General features: G+C 45.8%; 23 protein-coding genes. All 23 read left to right on the top strand.

The features are described 5' to 3' along the window. Window positions 1–146: 146 nt before the first annotated feature. The 23 genes from ICN28_RS00240 (at window position 147) to ICN28_RS00350 (ending at window position 21,622) form a co-directional block, all read left to right on the top strand. Entirely contained in the window at window positions 147–875 is a 729-nt protein-coding gene (locus tag ICN28_RS00240; protein ID WP_216285336.1) for a GntR family transcriptional regulator, read from the top strand. 130 nt (window positions 876–1,005) lie between these two features. Beyond that, the gene (gene sdhC, locus ICN28_RS00245; protein ID WP_216285338.1) at window positions 1,006–1,392 is read left to right on the top strand and encodes a succinate dehydrogenase, cytochrome b556 subunit; all 387 of its coding nucleotides are present in this window, start codon (window positions 1,006–1,008) and stop codon (window positions 1,390–1,392) included. Window positions 1,393–1,401: 9 nt separating this feature from the next. Next, complete coding sequence (sdhD, locus tag ICN28_RS00250; protein ID WP_216285340.1) at window positions 1,402–1,764, top strand: succinate dehydrogenase, hydrophobic membrane anchor protein; 363 nt, start codon at window positions 1,402–1,404, stop codon at window positions 1,762–1,764. Continuing rightward, window positions 1,765–3,543, top strand: coding sequence for a succinate dehydrogenase flavoprotein subunit (gene sdhA / locus ICN28_RS00255; protein WP_216285342.1), 1,779 nt, complete (start codon window positions 1,765–1,767; stop codon window positions 3,541–3,543). 11 nt (window positions 3,544–3,554) lie between these two features. Further along, the gene (locus ICN28_RS00260) at window positions 3,555–4,262 is read left to right on the top strand and encodes a succinate dehydrogenase iron-sulfur subunit (protein WP_216285344.1); all 708 of its coding nucleotides are present in this window, start codon (window positions 3,555–3,557) and stop codon (window positions 4,260–4,262) included. Beyond that, window positions 4,262–4,540 (top strand): succinate dehydrogenase assembly factor 2, encoded by a 279-nt coding sequence (locus ICN28_RS00265; RefSeq protein WP_216285345.1) that lies wholly within the window; start codon window positions 4,262–4,264, stop codon window positions 4,538–4,540. The genes ICN28_RS00260 and ICN28_RS00265 overlap by 1 nt, the downstream gene beginning before the upstream one ends. Before the next feature lie 61 nt (window positions 4,541–4,601). Continuing rightward, window positions 4,602–5,912: a citrate synthase gene (gene gltA, locus ICN28_RS00270; RefSeq protein WP_216285346.1), complete on the top strand. Its 1,311-nt coding sequence runs from the start codon at window positions 4,602–4,604 to the stop codon at window positions 5,910–5,912. A 13-nt stretch (window positions 5,913–5,925) separates the two neighbouring features. Continuing rightward, entirely contained in the window at window positions 5,926–7,338 is a 1,413-nt protein-coding gene (leuC, locus tag ICN28_RS00275) for a 3-isopropylmalate dehydratase large subunit (protein ID WP_216285347.1), read from the top strand. A 15-nt stretch (window positions 7,339–7,353) separates the two neighbouring features. Then, a complete protein-coding gene (locus tag ICN28_RS00280) occupies window positions 7,354–7,539 on the top strand; it encodes a hypothetical protein (protein WP_216285348.1) in 186 nt (61 codons plus the stop codon). Beyond that, window positions 7,539–8,186: a 3-isopropylmalate dehydratase small subunit gene (gene leuD, locus ICN28_RS00285; RefSeq protein ID WP_216285349.1), complete on the top strand. Its 648-nt coding sequence runs from the start codon at window positions 7,539–7,541 to the stop codon at window positions 8,184–8,186. The genes ICN28_RS00280 and leuD overlap by 1 nt, the downstream gene beginning before the upstream one ends. Window positions 8,187–8,204: 18 nt before the next feature. After that, window positions 8,205–9,272 carry a 3-isopropylmalate dehydrogenase gene (leuB, locus tag ICN28_RS00290; protein ID WP_216285351.1) on the top strand — a complete coding sequence of 356 codons (1,068 nt, stop codon included), beginning with the start codon at window positions 8,205–8,207 and terminating at the stop codon, window positions 9,270–9,272. Between the two features lie 73 nt (window positions 9,273–9,345). Beyond that, the gene (gene asd, locus ICN28_RS00295) at window positions 9,346–10,479 is read left to right on the top strand and encodes an aspartate-semialdehyde dehydrogenase (protein ID WP_216285353.1); all 1,134 of its coding nucleotides are present in this window, start codon (window positions 9,346–9,348) and stop codon (window positions 10,477–10,479) included. Between the two features lie 2 nt (window positions 10,480–10,481). After that, window positions 10,482–11,786, top strand: a complete 1,305-nt coding sequence (locus tag ICN28_RS00300) for a FimV/HubP family polar landmark protein (protein ID WP_216285355.1) — start codon at window positions 10,482–10,484, stop codon at window positions 11,784–11,786. A gap of 1 nt (window position 11,787) precedes the next feature. Further along, window positions 11,788–12,612: a tRNA pseudouridine(38-40) synthase TruA gene (gene truA, locus ICN28_RS00305; protein ID WP_216285357.1), complete on the top strand. Its 825-nt coding sequence runs from the start codon at window positions 11,788–11,790 to the stop codon at window positions 12,610–12,612. A gap of 32 nt (window positions 12,613–12,644) precedes the next feature. After that, window positions 12,645–13,322, top strand: a complete 678-nt coding sequence (locus tag ICN28_RS00310; protein WP_216285359.1) for a phosphoribosylanthranilate isomerase — start codon at window positions 12,645–12,647, stop codon at window positions 13,320–13,322. A 12-nt stretch (window positions 13,323–13,334) separates the two neighbouring features. Further along, complete coding sequence (trpB, locus tag ICN28_RS00315; RefSeq protein ID WP_216285360.1) at window positions 13,335–14,528, top strand: tryptophan synthase subunit beta; 1,194 nt, start codon at window positions 13,335–13,337, stop codon at window positions 14,526–14,528. Between the two features lie 8 nt (window positions 14,529–14,536). Then, window positions 14,537–15,334, top strand: coding sequence for a tryptophan synthase subunit alpha (gene trpA / locus ICN28_RS00320; protein WP_216285361.1), 798 nt, complete (start codon window positions 14,537–14,539; stop codon window positions 15,332–15,334). Between the two features lies 1 nt (window position 15,335). Continuing rightward, window positions 15,336–16,208 carry an acetyl-CoA carboxylase, carboxyltransferase subunit beta gene (gene accD / locus ICN28_RS00325; protein ID WP_216285363.1) on the top strand — a complete coding sequence of 291 codons (873 nt, stop codon included), beginning with the start codon at window positions 15,336–15,338 and terminating at the stop codon, window positions 16,206–16,208. Window positions 16,209–16,227: 19 nt separating this feature from the next. Continuing rightward, window positions 16,228–17,529 carry a bifunctional tetrahydrofolate synthase/dihydrofolate synthase gene (folC, locus tag ICN28_RS00330; RefSeq protein ID WP_216286780.1) on the top strand — a complete coding sequence of 434 codons (1,302 nt, stop codon included), beginning with the start codon at window positions 16,228–16,230 and terminating at the stop codon, window positions 17,527–17,529. Between the two features lie 33 nt (window positions 17,530–17,562). Further along, window positions 17,563–18,309, top strand: coding sequence for an SPOR domain-containing protein (locus ICN28_RS00335; RefSeq protein ID WP_255536064.1), 747 nt, complete (start codon window positions 17,563–17,565; stop codon window positions 18,307–18,309). 20 nt (window positions 18,310–18,329) lie between these two features. Then, window positions 18,330–18,845 carry a CvpA family protein gene (locus ICN28_RS00340; RefSeq protein WP_216285365.1) on the top strand — a complete coding sequence of 172 codons (516 nt, stop codon included), beginning with the start codon at window positions 18,330–18,332 and terminating at the stop codon, window positions 18,843–18,845. A 23-nt stretch (window positions 18,846–18,868) separates the two neighbouring features. Further along, window positions 18,869–20,410 carry an amidophosphoribosyltransferase gene (purF, locus tag ICN28_RS00345; RefSeq protein ID WP_216285367.1) on the top strand — a complete coding sequence of 514 codons (1,542 nt, stop codon included), beginning with the start codon at window positions 18,869–18,871 and terminating at the stop codon, window positions 20,408–20,410. Between the two features lie 9 nt (window positions 20,411–20,419). After that, window positions 20,420–21,622, top strand: coding sequence for an O-succinylhomoserine sulfhydrylase (locus ICN28_RS00350; RefSeq protein ID WP_216862343.1), 1,203 nt, complete (start codon window positions 20,420–20,422; stop codon window positions 21,620–21,622). Window positions 21,623–21,640 lie beyond the last annotated feature (18 nt).

A 21,640-nucleotide genomic window follows, 5' to 3' on the forward strand; every position in this document is an offset into this window, starting at 1 on the left:
GCTTTGATTAAAAAAAAGTATGTTGCGCCTTAGATCTGACGCGAATCGTACAAAGTTTAGGGCTTTTTGAACATTTCTGTCAAATAGTCTTATATAAGACATAAGATATCTAGACGAATACTGCTCATTGTGATGAAATATTGATCATGACAGAAACCATTGCAACATTTAGCCCTCTTTATCAGCAAATCAAGGTCCTTATCTTAGACAGCCTTCAGGCTGGAGAGTGGAAGCCTGGAGAAGCAATTCCTAGTGAAAATGACTTGGCTGCTCGATTTAAGGTCAGTCAGGGCACTGTTCGCAAGGCGATTGATGAGTTATCTAGTGAAAACTTGCTGGTTCGGCGCCAGGGCAAGGGTACTTTTGTTGCAACGCACCATGAGGATCGTGTTCATTTTAGATTTTTGAGATTGGTGCCGGATGATGGTGAGCCACATTACCCTAAAAGTCAGATTTTGGATTGCAAGCGCTTAAGGGCGCCTGCGGAAATCGCCCGTCTTTTGGACCTTAAGTCAGGGGACCCCGTGATTCAGATTGAAAGAATCATGTTTTTCTCTGAGGAAGCAACGGTTTACGAAGAAATATGGCTGCCTGGTACAACTTTTAGGGGCTTAACTACCGAGCGCTTGGTGGAGTGGCGAGGCCCCATGTATGCACTTTTTGAAACTGAATTCGCCACCCACATGGTGCGAGCTACCGAGCGCCTCAGGGCCGTTGGGGCAGATGAATTGTCAGCCAAGCATTTGGGAGTCCAAATTAACACCCCCTTGCTAGCGGTGGAGCGAGTCTCGTATACCTACGGAGAGCGTCCAGTCGAGGTTCGTAAGGCGGTTTACTTGACGAACCACCATCATTATTTGAATGAACTAAACTAATAAAGTACTTTTATTGGGGCATTTATATGTATTAGAAGAATATTTTTTCGAAAAGTCAGACTTACGAAAGTTAATTAAGCGATAAAATCGATAGGTTTTGCAACAGGCAAAAATACAAGTGAGGTCATAAATGCCAGAATTTAGAAATATTCATGTTTTTGATTTGATGAAATACCGCTTGCCATGGGCTGGCAAGGTATCCATCTTGCACCGGGTCAGCGGTCTTTTGATGTTCATTTTGATCCCGTTTGTGCTGTATTTATTCGAGCAAAGCATTACTTCAGAAGTCAGTTTTGTGACGTTTAAGTCAGTTTTAGCTCATCCAATTATCAAATTGGTTGTTTTGGCTTTGATCTGGGCTTACCTTCACCATTTCTGCGCCGGTATCCGCTTTTTGATGCTCGATTTGCATAAAGGTATCGATAAAGCATCTTCAGCTAAAACAGCCGTTGCTGTATTGATCATTAGCTTATCTTTGACAGCCGTTTGTGCTGCCAAGTTATTCGGTTTGTTTTAAGGAGATACCATGGCTAATAACAATATTGGACCAAAGCGCATCGTTGTTGGCGCTCATTACGGCCTCAGAGATTGGTTGTTGCAGCGTGTAACAGCTGTCATTTTGATTATTTTTACTTTGATTTTGTTGGTGGCTTTTTTATTAGGCGACTCAACCTATGATGCTTGGGCTGGTTTATTTGCTAACCAGATCATGAAGCTCATTACATTCTTAGCAATTGCTAGCTTGCTTTATCACGCATGGGTTGGTGTGCGTGATATCTGGATGGACTACATCAAGCCAGTTGGCATTCGTTTGACATTACATGTATTAACCGCGTTATGGCTGATTGCTTGCTTTGGCTATACCGCTCAAATCCTTTGGAGGGTGTAAATGGCTTCCATCAAGTCAGCGTTACCGACACGTCGTTTTGACGTTGTCATTGTTGGTGCCGGCGGTGCCGGTATGCGCGCTTCATTGCAACTGGCAGAGGCTGGTTTAAACGTTGCCGTTTTATCAAAAGTTTTCCCAACACGTTCTCACACTGTTGCTGCGCAGGGCGGTATTGGTGCCTCATTGGGCAACATGAGTGACGATAATTGGCATTACCATTTCTATGACACGATCAAAGGCTCTGATTGGTTAGGTGACCAAGACGCGATTGAGTTCATGTGTCGTGAAGCACCTAAAGTGGTTTACGAGTTAGAGCACTTTGGTATGCCTTTTGACCGAAACCCAGACGGCACGATTTATCAGCGTCCGTTCGGTGGCCATACTGCTAACTACGGTGAAAAAGCTGTGCAGCGCGCTTGTGCAGCAGCAGACCGTACAGGCCATGCTTTATTGCACACGCTTTATCAGCGCAACGTTCGCGCTAAAACTCATTTCTTTGTGGAGTGGATGGCCTTGGACATCATTCGTGATGCAGAGGGCGATGTGGTAGGTGTGACTGCTCTTGAAATGGAAACAGGTGATGTTCACATTCTTCAAGCGAAATGTGTGATGTTTGCAACGGGTGGTGCAGGCCGTATTTGGCAAGCTTCTACGAATGCCTTTATCAATACCGGTGACGGTATGGGTATGGCTGCTCGTGCAGGCGTCCCTTTAGAAGACATGGAATTCTGGCAATTCCACCCAACTGGCGTAGCCGGTGCTGGCGTTCTCTTAACAGAGGGTTGCCGTGGTGAGGGTGGTATTTTGCGTAACAAGAACGGTGAGCGTTTCATGGAACGTTATGCGCCAACTTTGAAAGACTTGGCTCCACGTGACTTCGTTTCACGCTCAATGGACCAAGAGATCAAAGAAGGTCGCGGATGTGGCCCTAACGGTGATTACGTTGTGCTTGATTTGACACACATTGGTGCTGAAACCATTCACAAGCGTTTGCCATCGGTTTATGAGATTGGTATTAACTTTGCTAACGTGGATGTAACGAAAGAGCCAATTCCAGTTGTTCCAACGATTCACTATCAGATGGGTGGTATTCCAACGAACATTCACGGTCAAGTTGTCGTACCGAAGAATGGCAACCCTAATGAAGTGATTAATGGCTTCTACGCGATGGGTGAGTGCTCTTGCGTATCCGTTCACGGTGCGAACCGTTTAGGTACTAACTCCTTGTTAGACTTGTTGGTATTCGGTCGTGCAGCTGGTAATCACGTGATCTCAACAGCCTTGAAGCAAAAAGAGCACAAGCCATTGCCGGCTGACGCTGGTGATTTTTCATTGGCTCGTTTGGCTAAGTTGGATAACTCCACATCGGGTGAATACACACAAGACGTTGCTAACGACATTCGCAGCACAATGCAGAAACACTGTGGCGTATTCCGTACGCAAGAGTTGATGGATAGTGGTGTTGCAAAGATTGCAGAAGTTTCTTCTCGCGCCAAAAATATTCACCTCAAAGACAAATCAAAAGTTTTCAATACGGCACGTATTGAAGCTTTGGAATTAGAAAACTTGGTGGAAGCTGCTAATGCAACGATGGTTTCAGCTGCTGCACGTCGTGAAAGTCGTGGTGCTCATGCGCATGATGATCACCCAGAACGTGATGATGAAAATTGGATGAAGCACACGCTTTGGTATAGCGAAGGTAACAAACTCGACTACAAGCCCGTCAAGATGACACCGCTAACAGTTGAATCTGTTCCACCTAAAGTACGTACTTTCTAAGGGATTAAAAAATGAGCAATACTCGTATTTTTGAAGTCTACCGTTACGATCCAGAAAAAGACGCTGCGCCTCGCATGCAGTCTTATGAAGTGGAATTAGATGGTTCAGAGCGTATGTTGTTAGACGCTTTAATGAAGCTTAAGAAGATGGATGAGACATTATCTTTCCGTCGTTCTTGCCGTGAAGGTGTTTGTGGCTCTGACGCAATGAACATCAACGGTAAAAATGGTTTGGCTTGTTTAACAAACATGTTGACACTGCCAAATAAAATCTCTTTGCGCCCATTGCCTGGTTTGCCAGTTGTGCGTGATTTGATTGTGGACATGACACAGTTCTTTAAGCAATACCATTCGATCCGTCCTTACTTGGTTAACGATATTCCTCCTCCGGAGAAAGAGCGTTTGCAAAGCCCTGAAGAGCGTGAAGAGTTGGATGGTTTGTATGAGTGTATTTTGTGCGCTTCATGCTCAACATCTTGCCCATCATTCTGGTGGAACCCAGATAAGTTCGTAGGCCCAGCTGGCTTGTTGCAGGCATATCGCTTCATTGCTGATAGCCGTGATCAAGTAACTGGTGAACGTTTGGATAACTTGGAAGACCCATACCGTCTATTCCGTTGCCATTCGATCATGAACTGTGTCGATGTTTGTCCAAAAGGTCTCAACCCAACGAAGGCAATTGGCAAAATTAAAGAACTCATGGTTCGTCGAGCCGTTTAATGCCAATTTCATCAGAAACCTTGTCGCTCTTGCGTTGGCGTGCGCGACGAGGTCTGCTTGAAAATGATTTGATGATGGAGCGCTTTTTTGAGCGTCACCATGCAACGATTGAAGAGCTTGATCTTGAGCCTTTAAATCAGTTGCTAGATTTAAGTGATAACGATCTGATGGATTTGTTATTGCGTCGCAAGGAACCGGAGGGAGATCTTGCGACAGATGAGGTGCGACGTGTCCTGGCCATGTTGCGCACTCCTGGATTGCCTGCAGTCCAAAAGTAGTTGCCTGGAATAAAGCTTGCTTGTTTGATAAGACCCTAATAACGCGTATAAGGAAAGAAAAATGAACGCCTCTAATGAAAAAGCCACGTTATCGTTCTCAGATGGTACTCCAGCCATTGAGTTGCCAATCTATAAGGGTGTAGTGGGTCCTGATGTGATTGATATTCGCAAGTTATATGGTCAAACGGGCAAATTTACCTATGACCCAGGCTTTATGTCGACAGCTTCTTGCAACTCCAAGATCACTTACATTGATGGTGACAAAGGTGAGTTGCTTTACCGTGGTTACCAGATTCAAGATTTAGCAACTAATTGCGATTTCTTGGAATCTTGCTACCTATTATTAAAGGGCGAGTTGCCTAATAAAAAACAAAAAGAAGAGTTTGATGCTTTAGTAATGCATCACACGATGGTTCACGAGCAAATGCAATTCTTCTTGCGTGGTTTCCGCCGTGATGCACACCCAATGGCTGTGTTGACTGGCTTGGTTGGCGCAATGGCTGCTTTCTATCACGATGGTGTGGATTACAGTACAGCGCACGAGCGTGAGGTTGCTCAAATCCGTTTGATCGCGAAGATGCCAACATTGGTGGCGATGGCTTATAAATATTCTGTAGGACAACCGTTTATTTATCCAAAGAATAATATTTCTTATACCGCTAACTTCATGCAAATGATGTTTGCAACACCTTGTGAAGATTACAAAATCAATGAAGTTTTAGTACGCGCATTAGATCGTATCTTTATTTTGCATGCGGATCACGAGCAAAACGCCTCTACTTCAACTGTTCGTTTGGCTGGCTCATCAGGCACTAATCCTTTTGCTGCGATTGCTGCGGGCGTGGCTTGTTTGTGGGGGCCATCTCATGGAGGTGCAAACGAAGCTTGTTTGCAGATGTTGGAAGAGATTCAAGCAAACGGTGGCGTCGAGAAGATTGATGATTTCATCGCTAAAGTAAAAGATAAAAATTCGGGCGTTCGTTTGATGGGCTTTGGTCATCGCGTCTACAAGAACTTTGATCCACGCGCTAAATTGATGCGTGAGACATGCCATGAGGTTCTTAAAGAGTTGGGTCTTGAGAATGATCCATTGTTTAAGCTAGCGATGACACTTGAGAAGATCGCTCTTGAAGACGAATACTTTGTGAGCCGTAAGCTTTATCCTAACGTTGACTTCTACTCAGGTATTGTGCAGCGCGCCCTGGGCATCCCAACAGAAATGTTCACATGTATTTTTGCGCTAGCACGTACAGTAGGTTGGATCTCTCAGTGGGAAGAAATGATCACTGATGCCGAATACAAGATTGGTCGTCCGCGTCAGTTATTCGTTGGCCATGCTACTCGCGCAGTTCAGCCAATCGCTAAGCGTTAATTAAAGGGTCGACATGGCACGCACGTTGTACGATAAGTTATGGGATGACCATGTGGTTCATATGGAAGAGGACGGGACGACCGTCCTCTACATTGACAGACAGTTATTACATGAAGTGACTAGCCCTCAAGCCTTTGAGGGTTTGTCTTTAGCAAAGCGACCTATTTGGCGAAATTCTGCTAATTTGGCTGTTTCAGATCACAACGTTCCAACAACGGATCGGTCTGAAGTGGTCAAAGACCCTGTATCGCGTTTGCAAATTGATACGTTGGATCAGAATTGCGATTCTTTTGGTATCACGCAATACAAAATGAACGATAAGCGTCAAGGTATTGTGCATGTAATCGGTCCTGAGCAGGGCGCCACATTGCCTGGCATGACTGTTGTTTGTGGTGACTCTCATACAAGTACACACGGCGCTTTTGGTGCGCTGGCTTTTGGTATTGGTACGTCTGAGGTGGAGCATGTGTTAGCTACTCAGACGTTGCTCATGAAGAAGAGTAAAAACATGTTGGTGCGTGTGAATGGCCAACTTCCTTTGGGATGTTCTGCTAAAGATATCGTTTTAGCAGTTATTGGCAAAATTGGTACAGCAGGTGGTACCGGTTACACCATTGAGTTTGCTGGCGACGCTATTCGCGCACTCTCAATGGAGGGTCGCATGACAGTTTGCAACATGGCCATTGAGGCGGGGGCACGTTCAGGTGTTGTGGGCGTTGATGAAACGACGATCAATTATGTCAAAGGTCGACCTTACTCCCCAACTGAAGGTGAGGCGTGGCGTCATGCGCTACAGTACTGGAGAACTTTAAATACGGATGAAGGCGCCTCTTTTGATCGCACCATTGAGTTGCGCGCTGAAGATATTAAACCTCAAGTTACTTGGGGAACTTCTCCAGAAATGGTTTTGTCGATTGATGATCGCGTACCTGATCCTGATAAAGAAAAAGATTCCGTGAAGCGTGAAGCCATGGAACGTGCTTTGGCATATATGGACTTAAAGCCAAATACCCCGATTGAAGCCATCATGGTTGATAAGGTATTCATTGGCTCTTGCACTAATAGCCGAATTGAAGACATTCGTGCGGCAGCAAGAGTGGTAGAAAGAATCGCTAAAAAAGTTTCTCCATCTGTGAAGTTGGCGATGGTTGTTCCTGGTTCTGGGCTTGTTAAAGAACAGGCAGAGCGTGAAGGTTTGGATCGTGTATTCAAAGCAGCTGGCTTTGAGTGGCGTGAACCAGGTTGCTCAATGTGTTTGGCTATGAATGCCGATCGTCTTGAACCAGGTGAGCGTTGCGCATCAACTTCGAATCGAAACTTTGAGGGTCGTCAGGGTAATGGCGGAAGAACGCATCTTGTGAGTCCTGCTATGGCAGCTGCTGCTGCGCTTGAAGGTCACTTTGTTGATGTTCGTAAAATAGCTTAACGATTGGAGACATTAATGACTAAAACTATAAAAATTACTTGCTTGTTGGCATTGGCCTTTTCTCTTGGTGCCTGTAACACCATGGCTGGCTTAGGACAAGATTTACAAAACTTAGGTCGCACAATGGAAACAAGTGGCGCCAAAGATAACTCTAAAAATGATGCCAACTCATCTGGCGTTGTTGTTACCCCCATTAAATAATGCAAAAGTTTACTGTTCACCAAGGCTTGGTTGTTCCACTGGATCGTGAGAACGTGGATACCGATGCCATCATTCCAAAGCAATTCTTAAAATCCATTAAGAGAACTGGTTTCGGCCAAAACTTATTTGATGAGTGGCGTTACTTAGACCAGGGCGAACCTGGACAAGATTGCACTAATCGCCCATTGAATCCTGATTTTGTTTTGAATCAAGCGCGTTATAAAGGCGGCAGTATTCTTTTGGCACGTCAAAACTTTGGTTGCGGTAGTTCGCGTGAGCATGCGCCATGGGCGCTCGAGCAATATGGTTTCAGGGCGGTGATTGCACCAAGTTTTGCAGACATATTTTTTAATAACTGTTACAAAAATGGTTTATTGCCGATTGTTCTATCGGCACAGCAGGTGGATCACTTATTTAATGAAACGCTGGCCTTTAATGGTTATCAGCTCACTATTGACTTAGAGAAGCAGCAGGTCATTGCGCCTGATGGCAAGTCATATGATTTTGAAATTGCTTCATTTAGAAAATATTGCATGATCAACGGTTTGGATGATATTGGTTTAACTTTGCGTCACGCCGATAAAATCAAGGCCTATGAATCAGAGCGCATCTTGAAGATGCCGTGGCTTAGCACCAAACTCCCATAATTTGTTTTAAGGTTTGATATGAAAATTGCAGTTTTGCCAGGTGATGGCATTGGTACAGAAATTGTTGCTGAAGCCGTAAAGGTGCTTAACGCTTTAGGTGAATCTTTTGAGATGGAGACTGCTCCTGTTGGTGGAGCGGGCTATGAAGCTAAAGGACACCCTTTACCTGAAGAAACTCTTAAGTTGGCTAAAGAAGCCGATGCTATCTTATTTGGTGCAGTAGGTGATTGGAAGTACGACACCTTGGCGCGAGAGTTGCGACCTGAACAAGCGATTCTTGGTTTGCGCAAACACCTCAATTTATTTGCTAATTTACGACCAGCTATTTGTTATCCAGAGTTAACAGCTGCATCCTCCTTAAAACCAGAGATTATTGCTGGCCTCAACATACTAATTATTAGAGAGTTAAATGGGGATATCTACTTTGGATCTCCTAAGGGTATTCGTACAGCAACTGATGGTTTATTCCCTGGCGCTCGTGAAGGCTTTGATACGATGCGTTATAGCGAGCCAGAAGTTGAGCGCATTGCTCACGTGGCATTCCAGGCTGCGCAGAAGCGTGATAAACGAGTTTGCAGTGTGGATAAATCAAACGTATTGGAGACTTTCCAGTTATGGAAAGAAGTAGTGATCAGAGTTGGTAAAGAATATCCAGATGTTGAGTTAACTCATATGTATGTGGATAACGCAGCGATGCAGTTAGTCAAAGCACCCAAGGCTTTTGATGTGATCGTAACTGGAAATATGTTTGGAGATATCCTGTCGGATGAGGCGGCAATGTTGACAGGTTCAATTGGCATGCTTCCATCTGCTTCATTGGATAAGAGCAATAAGGGTCTCTATGAGCCAAGTCATGGTTCTGCTCCTGACATTGCTGGCAAAGGCATCGCGAATCCATTGGCAACAATTTTGTCTGCAGCCATGATGTTACGTTTCTCATTGGGTAAGGCAGAGCAAGCTGATCGTATTGAAGCAGCTGTGCAAAAAGTTTTAGCTCAAGGTTATAGAACAGGTGATATCAAAACTGAGGGCTGCCAGCTTGTGGGAACTCGTGAAATGGGCGAAGCTGTTCTCAAAGCTCTGTAATATAGATGCCCCTGAGGCATAAAAACAATAGTTACAAATTAATTAACTCATTTATTTAAAGATAGGTGTCGTGATGGCAACTCCATTGGTTGGTTTAGTTGGTTGGCGTGGGATGGTTGGTAGTGTGTTGATGCAGCGCATGCAAGATGAGGGCGACTTTGCTCTGATTGAACCTGTTTTCTTCAGTACCAGCAACGCAGGTGGCCCAGCTCCAGCAATGGCTAAAAATGAGAAGAAGCTTTACGCTGCTGACGATATTGAGGCATTAAAGCGTTGCGACATGATCATCACTTGTCAGGGCGGTGACTACACCAAGGAAGTCTATCCAAAGATTCGTGCGGCCGGCTGGAAAGGTCACTGGATTGATGCGGCCAGCTCATTGCGTATGGTCGACGAGTCAGTGATTGTTTTAGATCCTGTTAATCGCCCTGTGATTGACTCTGCGATTTCTAAAGGCGGTAACTTATGGGTGGGCGGCAACTGTACCGTTAGCTTGATGTTGATGGCGATGGGTGGTTTGTTTCGCGAGAACATGATTGAGTGGGTCAGTGCTATGACTTACCAAGCTGCTTCAGGTGCTGGCGCGCAAAACATGCGTGAGTTGTTATCGCAAATGGGCGCTTTGCATGATGCAGTAAAGACTGAGTTAGCCGATCCTGCTTCTGCCATTTTGGATATTGATCGCAAAGTTTCTGAAACTATGCGCTCAGCAGATTTTCCAAAGAAAAATTTCCGCAACACGGCGTTAGCGGGCAGTTTGATTCCATGGATTGATGTGCCTGTTGAAAATGGTCAAACAAAAGAAGAGTGGAAGGGCGGCTCTGAGTGCAACAAGATTTTAGGCAATGCACCATTCCGTACACCAGGTAGCATTCCAATTGATGGCTTATGTGTTCGTATCGGGGCAATGCGTTGCCACTCACAAGGCTTGACGATCAAGTTGAAAAAAGACATTCCTTTGGCTGACATTGAAGGCATTTTGGCTAGTGCGAACGATTGGGTCAAAGTAGTTCCAAATGATCGCGAAATTTCTGAGCGTGATTTAACGCCTGCAGCAGTGACCGGTACATTGACAGTGCCTGTTGGTCGCTTGCACAAGATGGCGATGGGCCCTGATTATTTAGCTGCATTTACAGTGGGTGACCAGTTATTGTGGGGTGCTGCTGAGCCATTACGTCGCATGTTACGTATTTTGTTGGAGCGTTAATTTTGGGATTCGTCCAAGCGCTCAGCGTTGGCTTGCTAAGTCTGCTAGTGACTGGGCAAGCTCTTGCTCTAAGCTTGGGTAACTTAACGGTTCAATCCAAATCCGATCAACCGTTAAAAGCAGAAATTGCGATTCAAGTTAAACCCGATGAACTTGCAACGATTAAAGATCTTCAGGTAGCACTTTCTACAGCAGAGATTTATCAGCGCTTAGGCATTAGTTCATCAGCCACGCAAGCGCAGCTAAAAGTTAGTCTGTTAAAAGGCTCTAACCAAGACCCGGTGGCAGTGCTGATAGCATCCGACGAACGTTTGAGACTTCAAGATGGTGAAGTATTTTTAGATGCACTGATTGAGTTGCGTTGGTCAGCTGGTTTAGTTCGTCGCGCTTATACCTTGATGGTGGCGGATCAGTCTAAAGTGGAAGTAAAGAGTGGTGACACTCTGACAGAAATCGCGGCACGTGCATTACCGAACTTTGATGATGCTAATTTGGATCAAGCGCTCATTGCTCTTTATCGTGCTAATCCCCAAGCTTTTGCAGGTGGCAGTATCCATCGCCTAATCGCTGGGACGAAACTCAGCATGCCAAGTAAGGCGATGGTTCAAAGTGTTTCCAAAGAGGAAGCAAAAGAAATCGCCAGCTCAGCAGATCAAGCGTACCGTTCTGGACAGGCCCAGTTGTCTTTGGCTGAAGTAACAAAATTAACAGTGTCAGGGGATCGCTTGAAAGTCGGACCGGCAGATGGTCTCGAAGGTGATGCCAAGCGTCGCATGGAAGAGTTGTTGGTTCAAGAAAAAGCTTTGGCAGAGGCCAAGCAAAAAATTATTGAACTTGAGAAAAATATTGCTGATTTAAAAAGCTTGATTCAGAACCCAGCGAAGCCTGCGGCTCCTGCGCCAGCTGATTGGAAAACTTATATGGGTCCAATCGCTATTGCAGTAGCGACTCTTATTGCGTTGATGGTTTTATTAAAGCTTTCTAAGCGTCAAGCTAATCAGGTGAGTCAACCTCGCCATTCAGATGAAGTCGCTGTTCCTCCGCAGGCAGCTCAATTATTTGCAACGTTGGACTTGAGCTTGGGTGAGGCGGCTAAAAAGGTTGCTCATTCAAGGTCAGAATTTTTACCGTCTGCAGAAACCTTGAGAGTTAAACTTAATTTGGTTAGGGCTTATATCACCATTGAAGACTTTAAAGCGGCACGTCAAGCGCTCCATGAGATCTTGTTGGTCAGCACTCAAGTTGACCCTGATTTAACTATTCAAGCCCAATCTTTATTGGCTGAGCTCGATCAACGCAGCGCTTGATATGCGTTTAGCACTGGGATTGCAGTATGACGGTGCCGCCTTCTCTGGTTGGCAAACCCAACCGAACGGTCAAACAGTCCAAGACTATTTAGAAAAAGCTCTTCATCAGTTTGTGGGGGATCCTCAGCTACCCCCGATTAAAACAATTACAGCTGGAAGAACTGATACGGGTGTTCATGCGCTAGGTCAAGTTGTGCATTTTGATACGGACATCGTGCGTCCCGATATCTCGTGGGTAAGGGGTGTTAACAGTTTCTTGCCAAGCTCCATGGTGGTGCAATGGGTGAAGCCCGTTTCAGCAGATTTTGATGCGCGTTATTTGGCTTTTGAGCGAACTTATTGTTATGCGCTTTATACGGGGCCTCAGCCATCCCCTTTAGTTGCCAATAAAGCTGGATACCTGCAGATTCCTCAAGGTCAGTCGTTGAACATGGCTGCTATGCGAGAGGCATCCCAGTGTTTGATTGGTGAACAAGATTTCAGTTCTTTCCGGTCATCCGAGTGCCAAAGTAATTCCCCAATTAAAACTCTCTATGAAGTGGGGATTCATGAACAGGGTCCTTGGGTCTACTTTGTGTTCAGGGGCAGTGCGTTTTTACACCACATGGTCAGAAATTTGGTTGGATCGCTATTAGTAGTTGGTCAAAACAAGGAGCTACCCGCTTGGTTGAAACAAGTTTTAGATGCCCGAAGTCGCCAAGTGGCTGCCCCAACATTCATGGCGGATGGTTTGTATTTGGTCAGAGTAGGCTATCCTGAGCACTTTCAGATTCCAGAGCCTGAACTTTCAGGAAGCTTGTTACCTGGTAGTCTATTCAAACCTTAGTAAAAGTTATAGAAATAACAAAATTAGATCTTATGGGCCTTTTAAAACATACTCCTGGCAAAACACGGATCAAATTCTGCGGTTTCACACGCTCAATTGACGTGGATGCTGCCGTGCGCCTGGGGGTAGATGCCTTGGGCTTTGTCTTTTATGAGCCTAGCCCTCGTTATGTCAGTCCTGAGGTGGCAGCCACTCTGGTGGGTCGAATGCCTGGGGGTATGGATGCCGTTGCTTTGGTGGTGAACCCCACGGATGAGCAGGTTTTACGCATCAAAGACCGCATGCCTGTGAGTCTCTGGCAGTTCCATGGGGACGAGTCCCCGGAGCGTTGTACTGAAATAGCCGATGGCTCTCCTTGGATCAAAGCCGCCAGAATGCAGCCGGGATTCAGACTTGAGGATTTTTCTCTACAATACAGCCAAGCAGCTGGCTTTTTATTGGATGCCTTTGTTGAAGGCTACGGTGGAGGCGGGCATGTATTCGATTGGTCTTTGATACCGGAATTATGGGCAAAAGAAAACGCGCATCGGGTCGTTTTGAGTGGTGGATTGAACACGCACAACGTGGGCGAGGGAATCTCACACCTTCAACCTTGTGCCGTTGATATCTCAAGCGGGATAGAAATAGCTAAAGGTCAAAAAAGCCCTGAGTTAATGCAGGCGTTTATTCAAGCTGTTCGGGATGCTGATGCCAGCATCCTCCCTATATAAAAGGTCAAGACTATGTATGATTTTCCAGACATCAGAGGTCACTTTGGACCCTATGGTGGTGTGTTCGTTTCTGAGACATTGATGTATGCCTTAAATGAACTCAAAGAGACTTATGCCAAGTACCAGCATGATCCTGAGTTCATGGCCGAGTTCCATTCAGAGTTAAAACATTTCGTCGGTCGTCCATCACCGGTTTACCACGCTAAGCGTTGGAGCGACATGGTGGGTGGGGCTCAGATTTACTTCAAGCGTGAAGATCTCAACCACACCGGTGCCCATAAGATTAACAACGTGATTGGTCAAGCTATGTTGGCCAAGCGCATGGGTAAAAAGCGCATCATTGCCGAAACCGGTGCGGGTCAACATGGTGTGGCAACCGCCACCATCTGCGCTCGTATGGGTCTTGAGTGCATCGTTTACCAAGGTGCTGTGGATGTGGCTCGCCAAGCTCAAAACGTTTACCGTATGAAGCTCTTGGGCGCCACAGTTGTTCCAGTGGAATCAGGTACTAAGACGTTAAAAGACGCGCTGAATGAAGCCATGCGCGATTGGGTAACCAACGTGGAAAGTACTTTTTATATTATTGGTACTGTTGCTGGTCCTCATCCTTATCCGATGATGGTGCGCGACTTCCAAAGCGTAATTGGTGAAGAGTGCAAAGTGCAAATGCCAGAAATGATTGGTCGTCAACCGGACTACGTGATGGCTTGCGTAGGTGGCGGTTCCAATGCAATGGGTATTTTCTATCCGTACATCGATGTGCCGGACGTCAAGTTGATTGGTGTTGAGGCAGCAGGTCGTGGCTTAAATACCAAGGATCATTCTGCTGCTTTGGTCGCTGGTTCTCCAGGCGTTCTCCATGGTAATCGCACTTATTTATTACAAAATGAAGATGGTCAGATTGCAGAAACGCATTCCATCTCAGCAGGCATGGACTATCCCGGGGTTGGTCCCGAGCACGCTTGGTTGAAGGACTCTAAGAGAGCGGAGTACGTTGCCATTACAGACGAAGAGGCGCTCAAAGCTTTTCATGATTGCTGCCGTATTGAGGGCATCATCCCAGCTTTAGAGACAAGTCATGCGATTGCTTATGCTTGCAAGTTGGCCGCCACGTTGCCAAAAGACAAAACCATTTTGGTTAATATCTCCGGTCGTGGTGATAAGGATATGCACACGGTAGCCCAAGAATCAGGTTTGAAGTTTTAGGAATTGAGATGTCAAAAATTGCAAAAGTATTTGCTGACTTAAAAGCACAAGGACGTAAAGGTCTCGTTCCATTCATCACGGCAGGTGATCCAGAGCCAGGTATCACTCTAGAGTTATTGCATGCTCTCGTAAGAGGTGGTGCGGATGTGATTGAGTTGGGTATTCCTTTCTCAGACCCGATGGCAGATGGTCCAGTGATTCAACGAGCTTCTGAGCGTGCTTTGTCTCATGGCATGAGCTTGAAGCATGTGATTGAGATTGTGAAAGAGTTCCGCCAAACCAATACCGACACGCCGGTTGTTTTGATGGGCTATGCCAATCCGATCGAACACATGGGGACAGAGACTTTTGTAAGAACAGCTAAAGACGCCGGTGTTGATGGTGTTTTGGTGGTGGATTACCCCCCTGAGGAGTGCGAAGACTTTGCTTTCCAGTGCAAAAAGGCCGGAATTGACCCCATTTTCCTCTTGGCGCCAACTTCCTCCCAGGATCGTATTGACCAGGTGGGTAAAGTGGCATCTGGCTATATTTACTACGTTTCTCTCAAAGGGGTGACGGGATCCGCCAATTTGGATACCAAGGCTGTGGCGGGAATTATTCCCCAAATTAGGGCTGCTTCTGAGGTGCCAATTGCGGTGGGATTTGGCATTAGAGATGCTGCATCTGCCGTAGCTATTGGCCAAACAGCCGATGCAGTGGTTATTGGTAGCAGAATTGTCCAATTATTAGAGGAAACCCCTAGCTCACAGAGAGTACAATGCTTGGAACGTTTCCTTCGGGACATTCGCGAGGCTTTGGACAAATAATATGAGTTGGTTAGACAAACTACTTCCACCTAGTATTCAACATACTGATCCTGCACAACGTAAAACTGTGCCTGAAGGTTTATGGGTGAAGTGCCCATCCTGTGAAGCGGTTCTCTATCGCAACGATATCGAAGCCAATCTGCACGTTTGCCCTAAGTGTGACCACCATATGCGCATCAATGCACGTGAGCGTCTTGACAAGTTGCTTGACCAAGAAGGTCGTCATGAGATTGGGCAAGAAGTTCTACCGATTGACCCTCTTAAATTTAAAGATACTAAAAAATACCCTGATCGCCTAAAAGACGCGATTGATACTACTGGCGAGACGGATGCCATGGTGGTAATGTCAGGTTCTATCCATTCGATCCCTGTCGTTATTGCTTGTTTTGAATTTGAGTTCATGGGTGGCTCTATGGGTTCTGTGGTGGGCGAGCGTTTTGTTCGTGGTGCCCAGATGGCTTTGGAGCAAAAAGTACCCTTTATTTGCGTTAGCGCAACAGGTGGCGCACGTATGCAAGAGAGTCTTCTTTCTCTCATGCAAATGGCTAAGACCAATGCCATGTTGGTTAAGTTAGCTCATGCTCGACTCCCTTACATCAGCGTTCTAACTGATCCAACCATGGGTGGTATTTCTGCCAGTTTTGCCTTTATGGGTGATGTGGTGATGGCTGAGCCAAAGGCTTTAATTGGTTTTGCTGGTCCACGCGTGATTGAGCAGACTGTTCGTGAAAAATTACCTGAAGGCTTCCAGCGTTCGGAGTTTTTGATGCAAAAAGGTGGCATTGACATGATTGTTGATCGTCGTCAGATGCGCCAAGAGATTGCACAGTTGTTGGCTCTTTTGCTAAAGCAGCCAAGCGACACTGTTGCCTAACTCGAACGTCACTTCGGGTTTGCCTGTGACCTTTGATAATTTAGATGATTGGTTGCAGCACCTAGAGCAGGCCCATCCTGTCGGAATTGATATGGGCTTGGACCGCATCAATCGTGTGAAACAAGCCCTTGATTTAAAGATAGAAGCTCTTGTATTTACGGTGGGTGGTACCAACGGCAAGGGCTCCACATGTGCATTGCTTGAAAGTATTCTTTTAGCTGCTTCCTACAAGGTCGGTTGCCATACATCCCCTCATTTTTTAAAGTTCAATGAGCGCGCCCGGATACAGGGTGAGATGGTCAGTGATGAACAATTACTGGAGCATTTCAGAGTTGTTGAGCAGGCAAGGGTTAGCCTAGCTGATGCGCCAACCTTAACTTACTTTGAATTCACGACCTTGGCCATCATGCACCTTTTTTCAAAGGCCGGTTTGGATGCTGTCATCCTAGAAGTTGGCTTAGGCGGGCGCCTAGATGCTGTCAATATCATTGATCCTGACTGTGCGATTGTGACCAGTATCGATTTGGATCACATGGGGTATCTTGGCGACACTCGCGAGAAGATCGCTTTTGAAAAAGCAGGTATTTTCCGCTCCAACTGTCCCGCTGTATGCGGTGACCCTGTGCCACCACAGTCTTTAATTGATCATGCGAATCAAATTGGCGCTGATTTATGGCTGATGGGGCGTGACTACAACTTCCAAGGTGATAAGCAGCAATGGGGATGGGCGGGGCGTTCCAAGCGTTTTTCAGGTCTAGGGTATCCCGCTCTGAGGGGGGCTAACCAATTGCTCAATGCTTCAGCCGTCATTGCGGCCTTAATGGCGGTGCGTGACCGATTACCTGTCGGAGCTCAAGAAATCAGAAATGGCATGGCTTGGGTGGAGTTGCCAGGCAGATTCCAGGTATTACCGGGTCAGCCCACCATTATTTTAGATGTAGCGCACAACCCTCATGCTAGCGCAGCTTTAGCGCAAAACTTGGAGAACATGGCTTACCACCCCTATACGATTGCAGTATTTGGGGCTATGTCCGACAAAGACATTGCAGGCGTTCTAAAGCCGATGCTTGATAAGATTGATTTTTGGTATTTTTGTGACTTACCGACAGCTAGAGCAGACTCGGCAGAGAGTTTGGCTAAGCAATTGAAAGCCTTAGGTTTCAAGGAGGGTAAGGACTCTGGGATCGAAACCTTTGAGAGTCCTGAAAAAGCCTACCAAGCAGCGCTTAAAAAGGCAGGTGAGGGTGATAGAATTACGGTGTTTGGTTCCTTCTACACTGTTGCTGGTGTGTTGGCCTATCGAAATGCAAAAGCTCATTAAATATGACACCACTTTGACTTAGAAATTTAGCTGATGCGCCTACCTTTTTTTAACCGTCCAAGTACTAAAAGCAACTCACGAGCTGCTGATGAGCTCACCGAAGATCCTGAGCGTCAAAAAGCGCGCCATCGATTGATTGGCGCAGTGTTTTTAGTTACTGTCGCTGTGGCAGGTTTGCCAATTCTTTTTGATTCTCAGCCTAAGCAGCACCCTCATGACATTGCTATACAAATTATTCAGCCGGGCGCCAAAGATCAGAAGTTAGCAGAATCAAAATCAGATCCTGCTGATAAAAACCCAAAAAATAGTGTGGCTACCGATAGCAAAGAAGTAAAAAAAGACGACGCTAAAGAATCCAAAGACACTAAAGAAGCTAAAGACGTAAAAGATACCAAGCAGGCTAAAAAAGAAGAGGTTAAGTCTGATAAGCCTGCTGCACCGGTTAATAAGACTCTCGATAAGGGTGAGGAAGTGGTGGCGATTCTTGAGAATCGTCAGGATAAAAAACCTGAAACAAAACCAGAAAATTTAGCAACATCCTCGAAGTACATGATTCAAATTGGCGCATTCTCATCGGAGGAGCGGGTGAAGAATTGGCAAGCCAAACTCAAAGAGCAAAAGGTAAATACCTTCGTTGAGTTCAGAACTAACAAAGAAGGCGCGAAACTCCACTTGTTAAGGTCGGGCCCATATGCTGATAAAGCTAGTGCAGAGGCTGCTGAGAAAAAAATTCGTTATGTGGGCTTAAGTCCTAAAGTTGTCGAGCAAAAGCCTAATTAATTATTTAAAGAATTTATTTCATGGACTTTAACCTGACGCTCATCGATATTATTGTTTTTGCCATATTGGCAATTTCAGCGTTGATGGGCATTTGGCGTGGCTTGGTTCGTGAGGTTTTGGCTTTGGTTGGATGGGTGGCTGCCTCTTGGGTTGCTTATCACTACGCGACTTGGTTGGCGTATGAATGGTTAACAGGAGTACCTGGCGGCGAGATGATGCGTTTGGCTTTGGGCTTCATTATTTTATTCATCGTTGTCATGATCGTTTGCGCACTGATTGGTAAATTTTTAGCCAAACTGATGCAGCAAGCTGGCTTGAGCCCGATGGATCGTTTTTTAGGATTTGCATTTGGTTTGCTAAGAGGGGTGTTGATTGTTGTGGTGCTAAGTAGTTTGGCAACCTTAACAACTGTCTCGCAAACAACAGAATGGCGTAAGGCTTGGACTCTTCCAGCAATTGAATTATTGATTGGAATGACGCAAGCTTGGCTTCCGGATGAGTGGGCTGCTCAGGTGTCTGGGCAGTTAAAGAAGTAAGTTTTAAAAAGATAGAGGTTTCTATGTGCGGTATTGTCGGTGCGGTAGGCAATAGTCCTGTTAACCAGTTGCTCTATGACGCTTTGTTGTTATTACAACATCGTGGTCAAGATGCTGCCGGTATTGCCACAATGAACGGAAGTTCATTTAGCATGCATAAAGCCAATGGCATGGTGCGCGATGTATTCCGTACACGCAACATGCGTAGCTTGCCGGGCAATGCTGGCATTGGTCAGGTACGCTATCCAACTGCTGGTTCAGCTAGTAGTGAAGAAGAGGCGCAACCGTTTTATGTTAATGCGCCATTCGGCATCATCTTGGCTCATAACGGTAATCTGACTAATGCTCCAGCTCTTCGTGATGAAATGTTTTATCGCGATCGACGCCACATCAATACCAACTCTGATACAGAAGTTTTATTAAATGTATTGGCTGACGAGATTCAACGAGCGACCGATAGTATTGCTTTGGATGCTGCAGCCGCTTTTGCTGCTGTGAGCAAAGTTCAAAAGCGATTAAAAGGTTCTTATGCCGTTGTTTCTTTAATTGCCGGTTATGGTTTATTGGCATTCCGTGATCCATTTGGTATTCGTCCTTTATGTATTGGTCGTTTAGATACGCCGCAAGGTCCGGAGTGGATGATTGCATCCGAGTCCGTGACTCTGGAGGGTTTGGGATTTAAGGTGGTGAGAGACGTTGCGCCTGGTGAAGCAATCTTCATTGATAACTCAGGACAGTTCCACAGTAAATTATGTGCAGAGGGTGCCAAACTCAATCCATGTATTTTTGAATACGTTTATTTGGCAAGGCCTGATTCATGTATTGATGGCGTGACTGTTTATGATGTGCGCTTGTTGATGGGTAACTATCTGGCTCAGAAGATTGCTCGCGAAACCGATGTATCGCAAATTGATGTGGTGATGCCGATTCCAGATTCAAGCCGACCAGCTGCTATGCAGGTGGCTAAGTTGTTGGGTGTACCTTATCGCGAAGGTTTCTTTAAGAACCGTTACGTTGGTCGTACCTTCATCATGCCGGGTCAGGCAATGCGTAAAAAGTCTGTTCGCCAAAAACTCAATGCCATGCGCCTAGAGTTCAAAGACAAGAATGTCTTGATTGTGGATGACTCGATTGTGCGGGGCACGACGTCTTATGAGATTGTGCAGATGGCAAGAGATGCCGGCGCGAAGAAAGTGATCTTTGCTTCAGCAGCGCCTCCGGTTCGTTTCCCGAACGTCTACGGTATCGATATGCCAACGCGCAGTGAGTTAGTGGCTTACGGTCGCACGCATGATGAAATTACCAAATTAATTGGCGCTGATGAGCTCATCTATCAAGATGTGGAAGATCTGAAAAAAGCGGTTAGAGATATCAACCCAGCGATTGAGAACTTTGATGCCTCTTGCTTTGATGGTCAATACATTACCGGTGATATCACAGAGTCTTATTTGGATGCCCTTGAGGCTTCTAGAAATACGCCAAAAGCGTTAGCTGATCGACAGCAGGGTGAGAGCACTGATTTGGCTCGCTCACAATTACATTTACATTTAGCATCTCAAGAGTAGTATTCAGTTATGAGCGATAAAAAAAGAGCGCCGATTGATATCAAAAACTTGCACACCGACACATTGGGTGTGAGAGCGGGTGTTCGTCGTACGGAGTTTAATGAGCACTCTGAAGCGATGTTTTTAACTTCTAGCTTTTGCTTTGATAGTGCTGCCGATGCCGCTTATGGTTTTGCCAATGCTGAAAAAGGCTTTATCTACTCGAGATTTACCAATCCAACGGTGGCGATGTTCCAAGACCGTTTAGCGGCCTTAGAAGGTGGTGAGGCTTGTATTGCTACATCATCAGGTATGTCAGCCATCATGACCGTGGCGATGGCTCATCTTCAAGCAGGTGATCATGTTGTTTGTTCACGCTCTGTTTTTGGTGCGACCATTCAGTTGTTTACAGCCATCTTGGGTAAGTTTGGTATTGAGACAACGTATGTCGACATGTCTGATCTCAACGCATGGCAAGCTGCAGTCAAGCCAAATACAAAACTATTTTATTTAGAAACACCGTCTAATCCTTTGACTGAAGTGGCTGACATTGCTGCAATTGCCAAAATTGCAAAAGCAGCCAAGGCGCTTTATGTTGTAGATAATTGTTTCTGTACACCTGCTTTACAAAAACCTTTGGCTCTGGGTGCCGATGTGGTGATTCATTCAGCAACCAAATACCTCGATGGTCAAGGCCGTGTTTTAGGTGGCGCTATTGTTGGTAGTGAAGAATTTATTTTGGGCAAAGCATTTCCTTATGTGAGAACAGCAGGACCCACACTGTCTGCGTTCAATGCTTGGGTGATCCTCAAGGGTTTGGAGACCTTAAACCTAAGAGTTGAAAAGCAGAGTGAGTCCGCTTTGGAGTTGGCGCAATGGTTAGAGCAGCAACCCGCGGTGGAACGTGTTTACCATCCAGGTTTGAAATCTCATCCGCAGTATGAGTTGGCGCGTACCCAGCAAAGAATGGGTGGTCCGATTTTGTCTTTTACACTCAAAGGCGGCAAAGAGGCTGCGTGGAAAGTGATTGATGGCACCAAGTTGTTATCGATTACGGCGAACTTGGGTGATACGCGTACCACGATCACTCATCCAGCCACTACGACCCACGTTCGAGTGAGCCCTGAAGCGAGAGCTGCAGCAGGTATCACGGATAGCTTGGTGCGAATTGCAGTCGGCTTGGAAAATATTGAAGATATCAAAAACGACTTGCTAGCAGGCTTGAAGCTTTAACTATCTAACACCCAATTC

Origin of the sequence: Polynucleobacter sp. 30F-ANTBAC (assembly GCF_018882385.1) — a bacterium.
Classification (GTDB): domain Bacteria; phylum Pseudomonadota; class Gammaproteobacteria; order Burkholderiales; family Burkholderiaceae; genus Polynucleobacter.

Excerpts from the sequence above, each read along its gene's own strand:
- ICN28_RS00340 (WP_216285365.1), top strand. The coding sequence starts at position 18,330 with ATGGACTTTAACCTGACGCTCATCGATATTATTGTTTTTGCCATATTG.
- sdhA (WP_216285342.1), top strand. The coding sequence starts at position 1,765 with ATGGCTTCCATCAAGTCAGCGTTACCGACACGTCGTTTTGACGTTGTC.
- ICN28_RS00260 (WP_216285344.1), top strand. The coding sequence starts at position 3,555 with ATGAGCAATACTCGTATTTTTGAAGTCTACCGTTACGATCCAGAAAAA.
- gltA (WP_216285346.1), top strand. The coding sequence starts at position 4,602 with ATGAACGCCTCTAATGAAAAAGCCACGTTATCGTTCTCAGATGGTACT.
- sdhC (WP_216285338.1), top strand. The coding sequence starts at position 1,006 with ATGCCAGAATTTAGAAATATTCATGTTTTTGATTTGATGAAATACCGC.
- purF (WP_216285367.1), top strand. The coding sequence starts at position 18,869 with ATGTGCGGTATTGTCGGTGCGGTAGGCAATAGTCCTGTTAACCAGTTG.
- ICN28_RS00240 (WP_216285336.1), top strand. The coding sequence starts at position 147 with ATGACAGAAACCATTGCAACATTTAGCCCTCTTTATCAGCAAATCAAG.
- ICN28_RS00280 (WP_216285348.1), top strand. The coding sequence starts at position 7,354 with ATGACTAAAACTATAAAAATTACTTGCTTGTTGGCATTGGCCTTTTCT.
- leuD (WP_216285349.1), top strand. The coding sequence starts at position 7,539 with ATGCAAAAGTTTACTGTTCACCAAGGCTTGGTTGTTCCACTGGATCGT.
- ICN28_RS00265 (WP_216285345.1), top strand. The coding sequence starts at position 4,262 with ATGCCAATTTCATCAGAAACCTTGTCGCTCTTGCGTTGGCGTGCGCGA.
- sdhD (WP_216285340.1), top strand. The coding sequence starts at position 1,402 with ATGGCTAATAACAATATTGGACCAAAGCGCATCGTTGTTGGCGCTCAT.
- truA (WP_216285357.1), top strand. The coding sequence starts at position 11,788 with ATGCGTTTAGCACTGGGATTGCAGTATGACGGTGCCGCCTTCTCTGGT.
- trpA (WP_216285361.1), top strand. The coding sequence starts at position 14,537 with ATGTCAAAAATTGCAAAAGTATTTGCTGACTTAAAAGCACAAGGACGT.
- accD (WP_216285363.1), top strand. The coding sequence starts at position 15,336 with ATGAGTTGGTTAGACAAACTACTTCCACCTAGTATTCAACATACTGAT.
- asd (WP_216285353.1), top strand. The coding sequence starts at position 9,346 with ATGGCAACTCCATTGGTTGGTTTAGTTGGTTGGCGTGGGATGGTTGGT.
- leuC (WP_216285347.1), top strand. The coding sequence starts at position 5,926 with ATGGCACGCACGTTGTACGATAAGTTATGGGATGACCATGTGGTTCAT.
- trpB (WP_216285360.1), top strand. The coding sequence starts at position 13,335 with ATGTATGATTTTCCAGACATCAGAGGTCACTTTGGACCCTATGGTGGT.
- ICN28_RS00310 (WP_216285359.1), top strand. The coding sequence starts at position 12,645 with ATGGGCCTTTTAAAACATACTCCTGGCAAAACACGGATCAAATTCTGC.
- ICN28_RS00350 (WP_216862343.1), top strand. The coding sequence starts at position 20,420 with ATGAGCGATAAAAAAAGAGCGCCGATTGATATCAAAAACTTGCACACC.
- leuB (WP_216285351.1), top strand. The coding sequence starts at position 8,205 with ATGAAAATTGCAGTTTTGCCAGGTGATGGCATTGGTACAGAAATTGTT.
- ICN28_RS00335 (WP_255536064.1), top strand. The coding sequence starts at position 17,563 with ATGCGCCTACCTTTTTTTAACCGTCCAAGTACTAAAAGCAACTCACGA.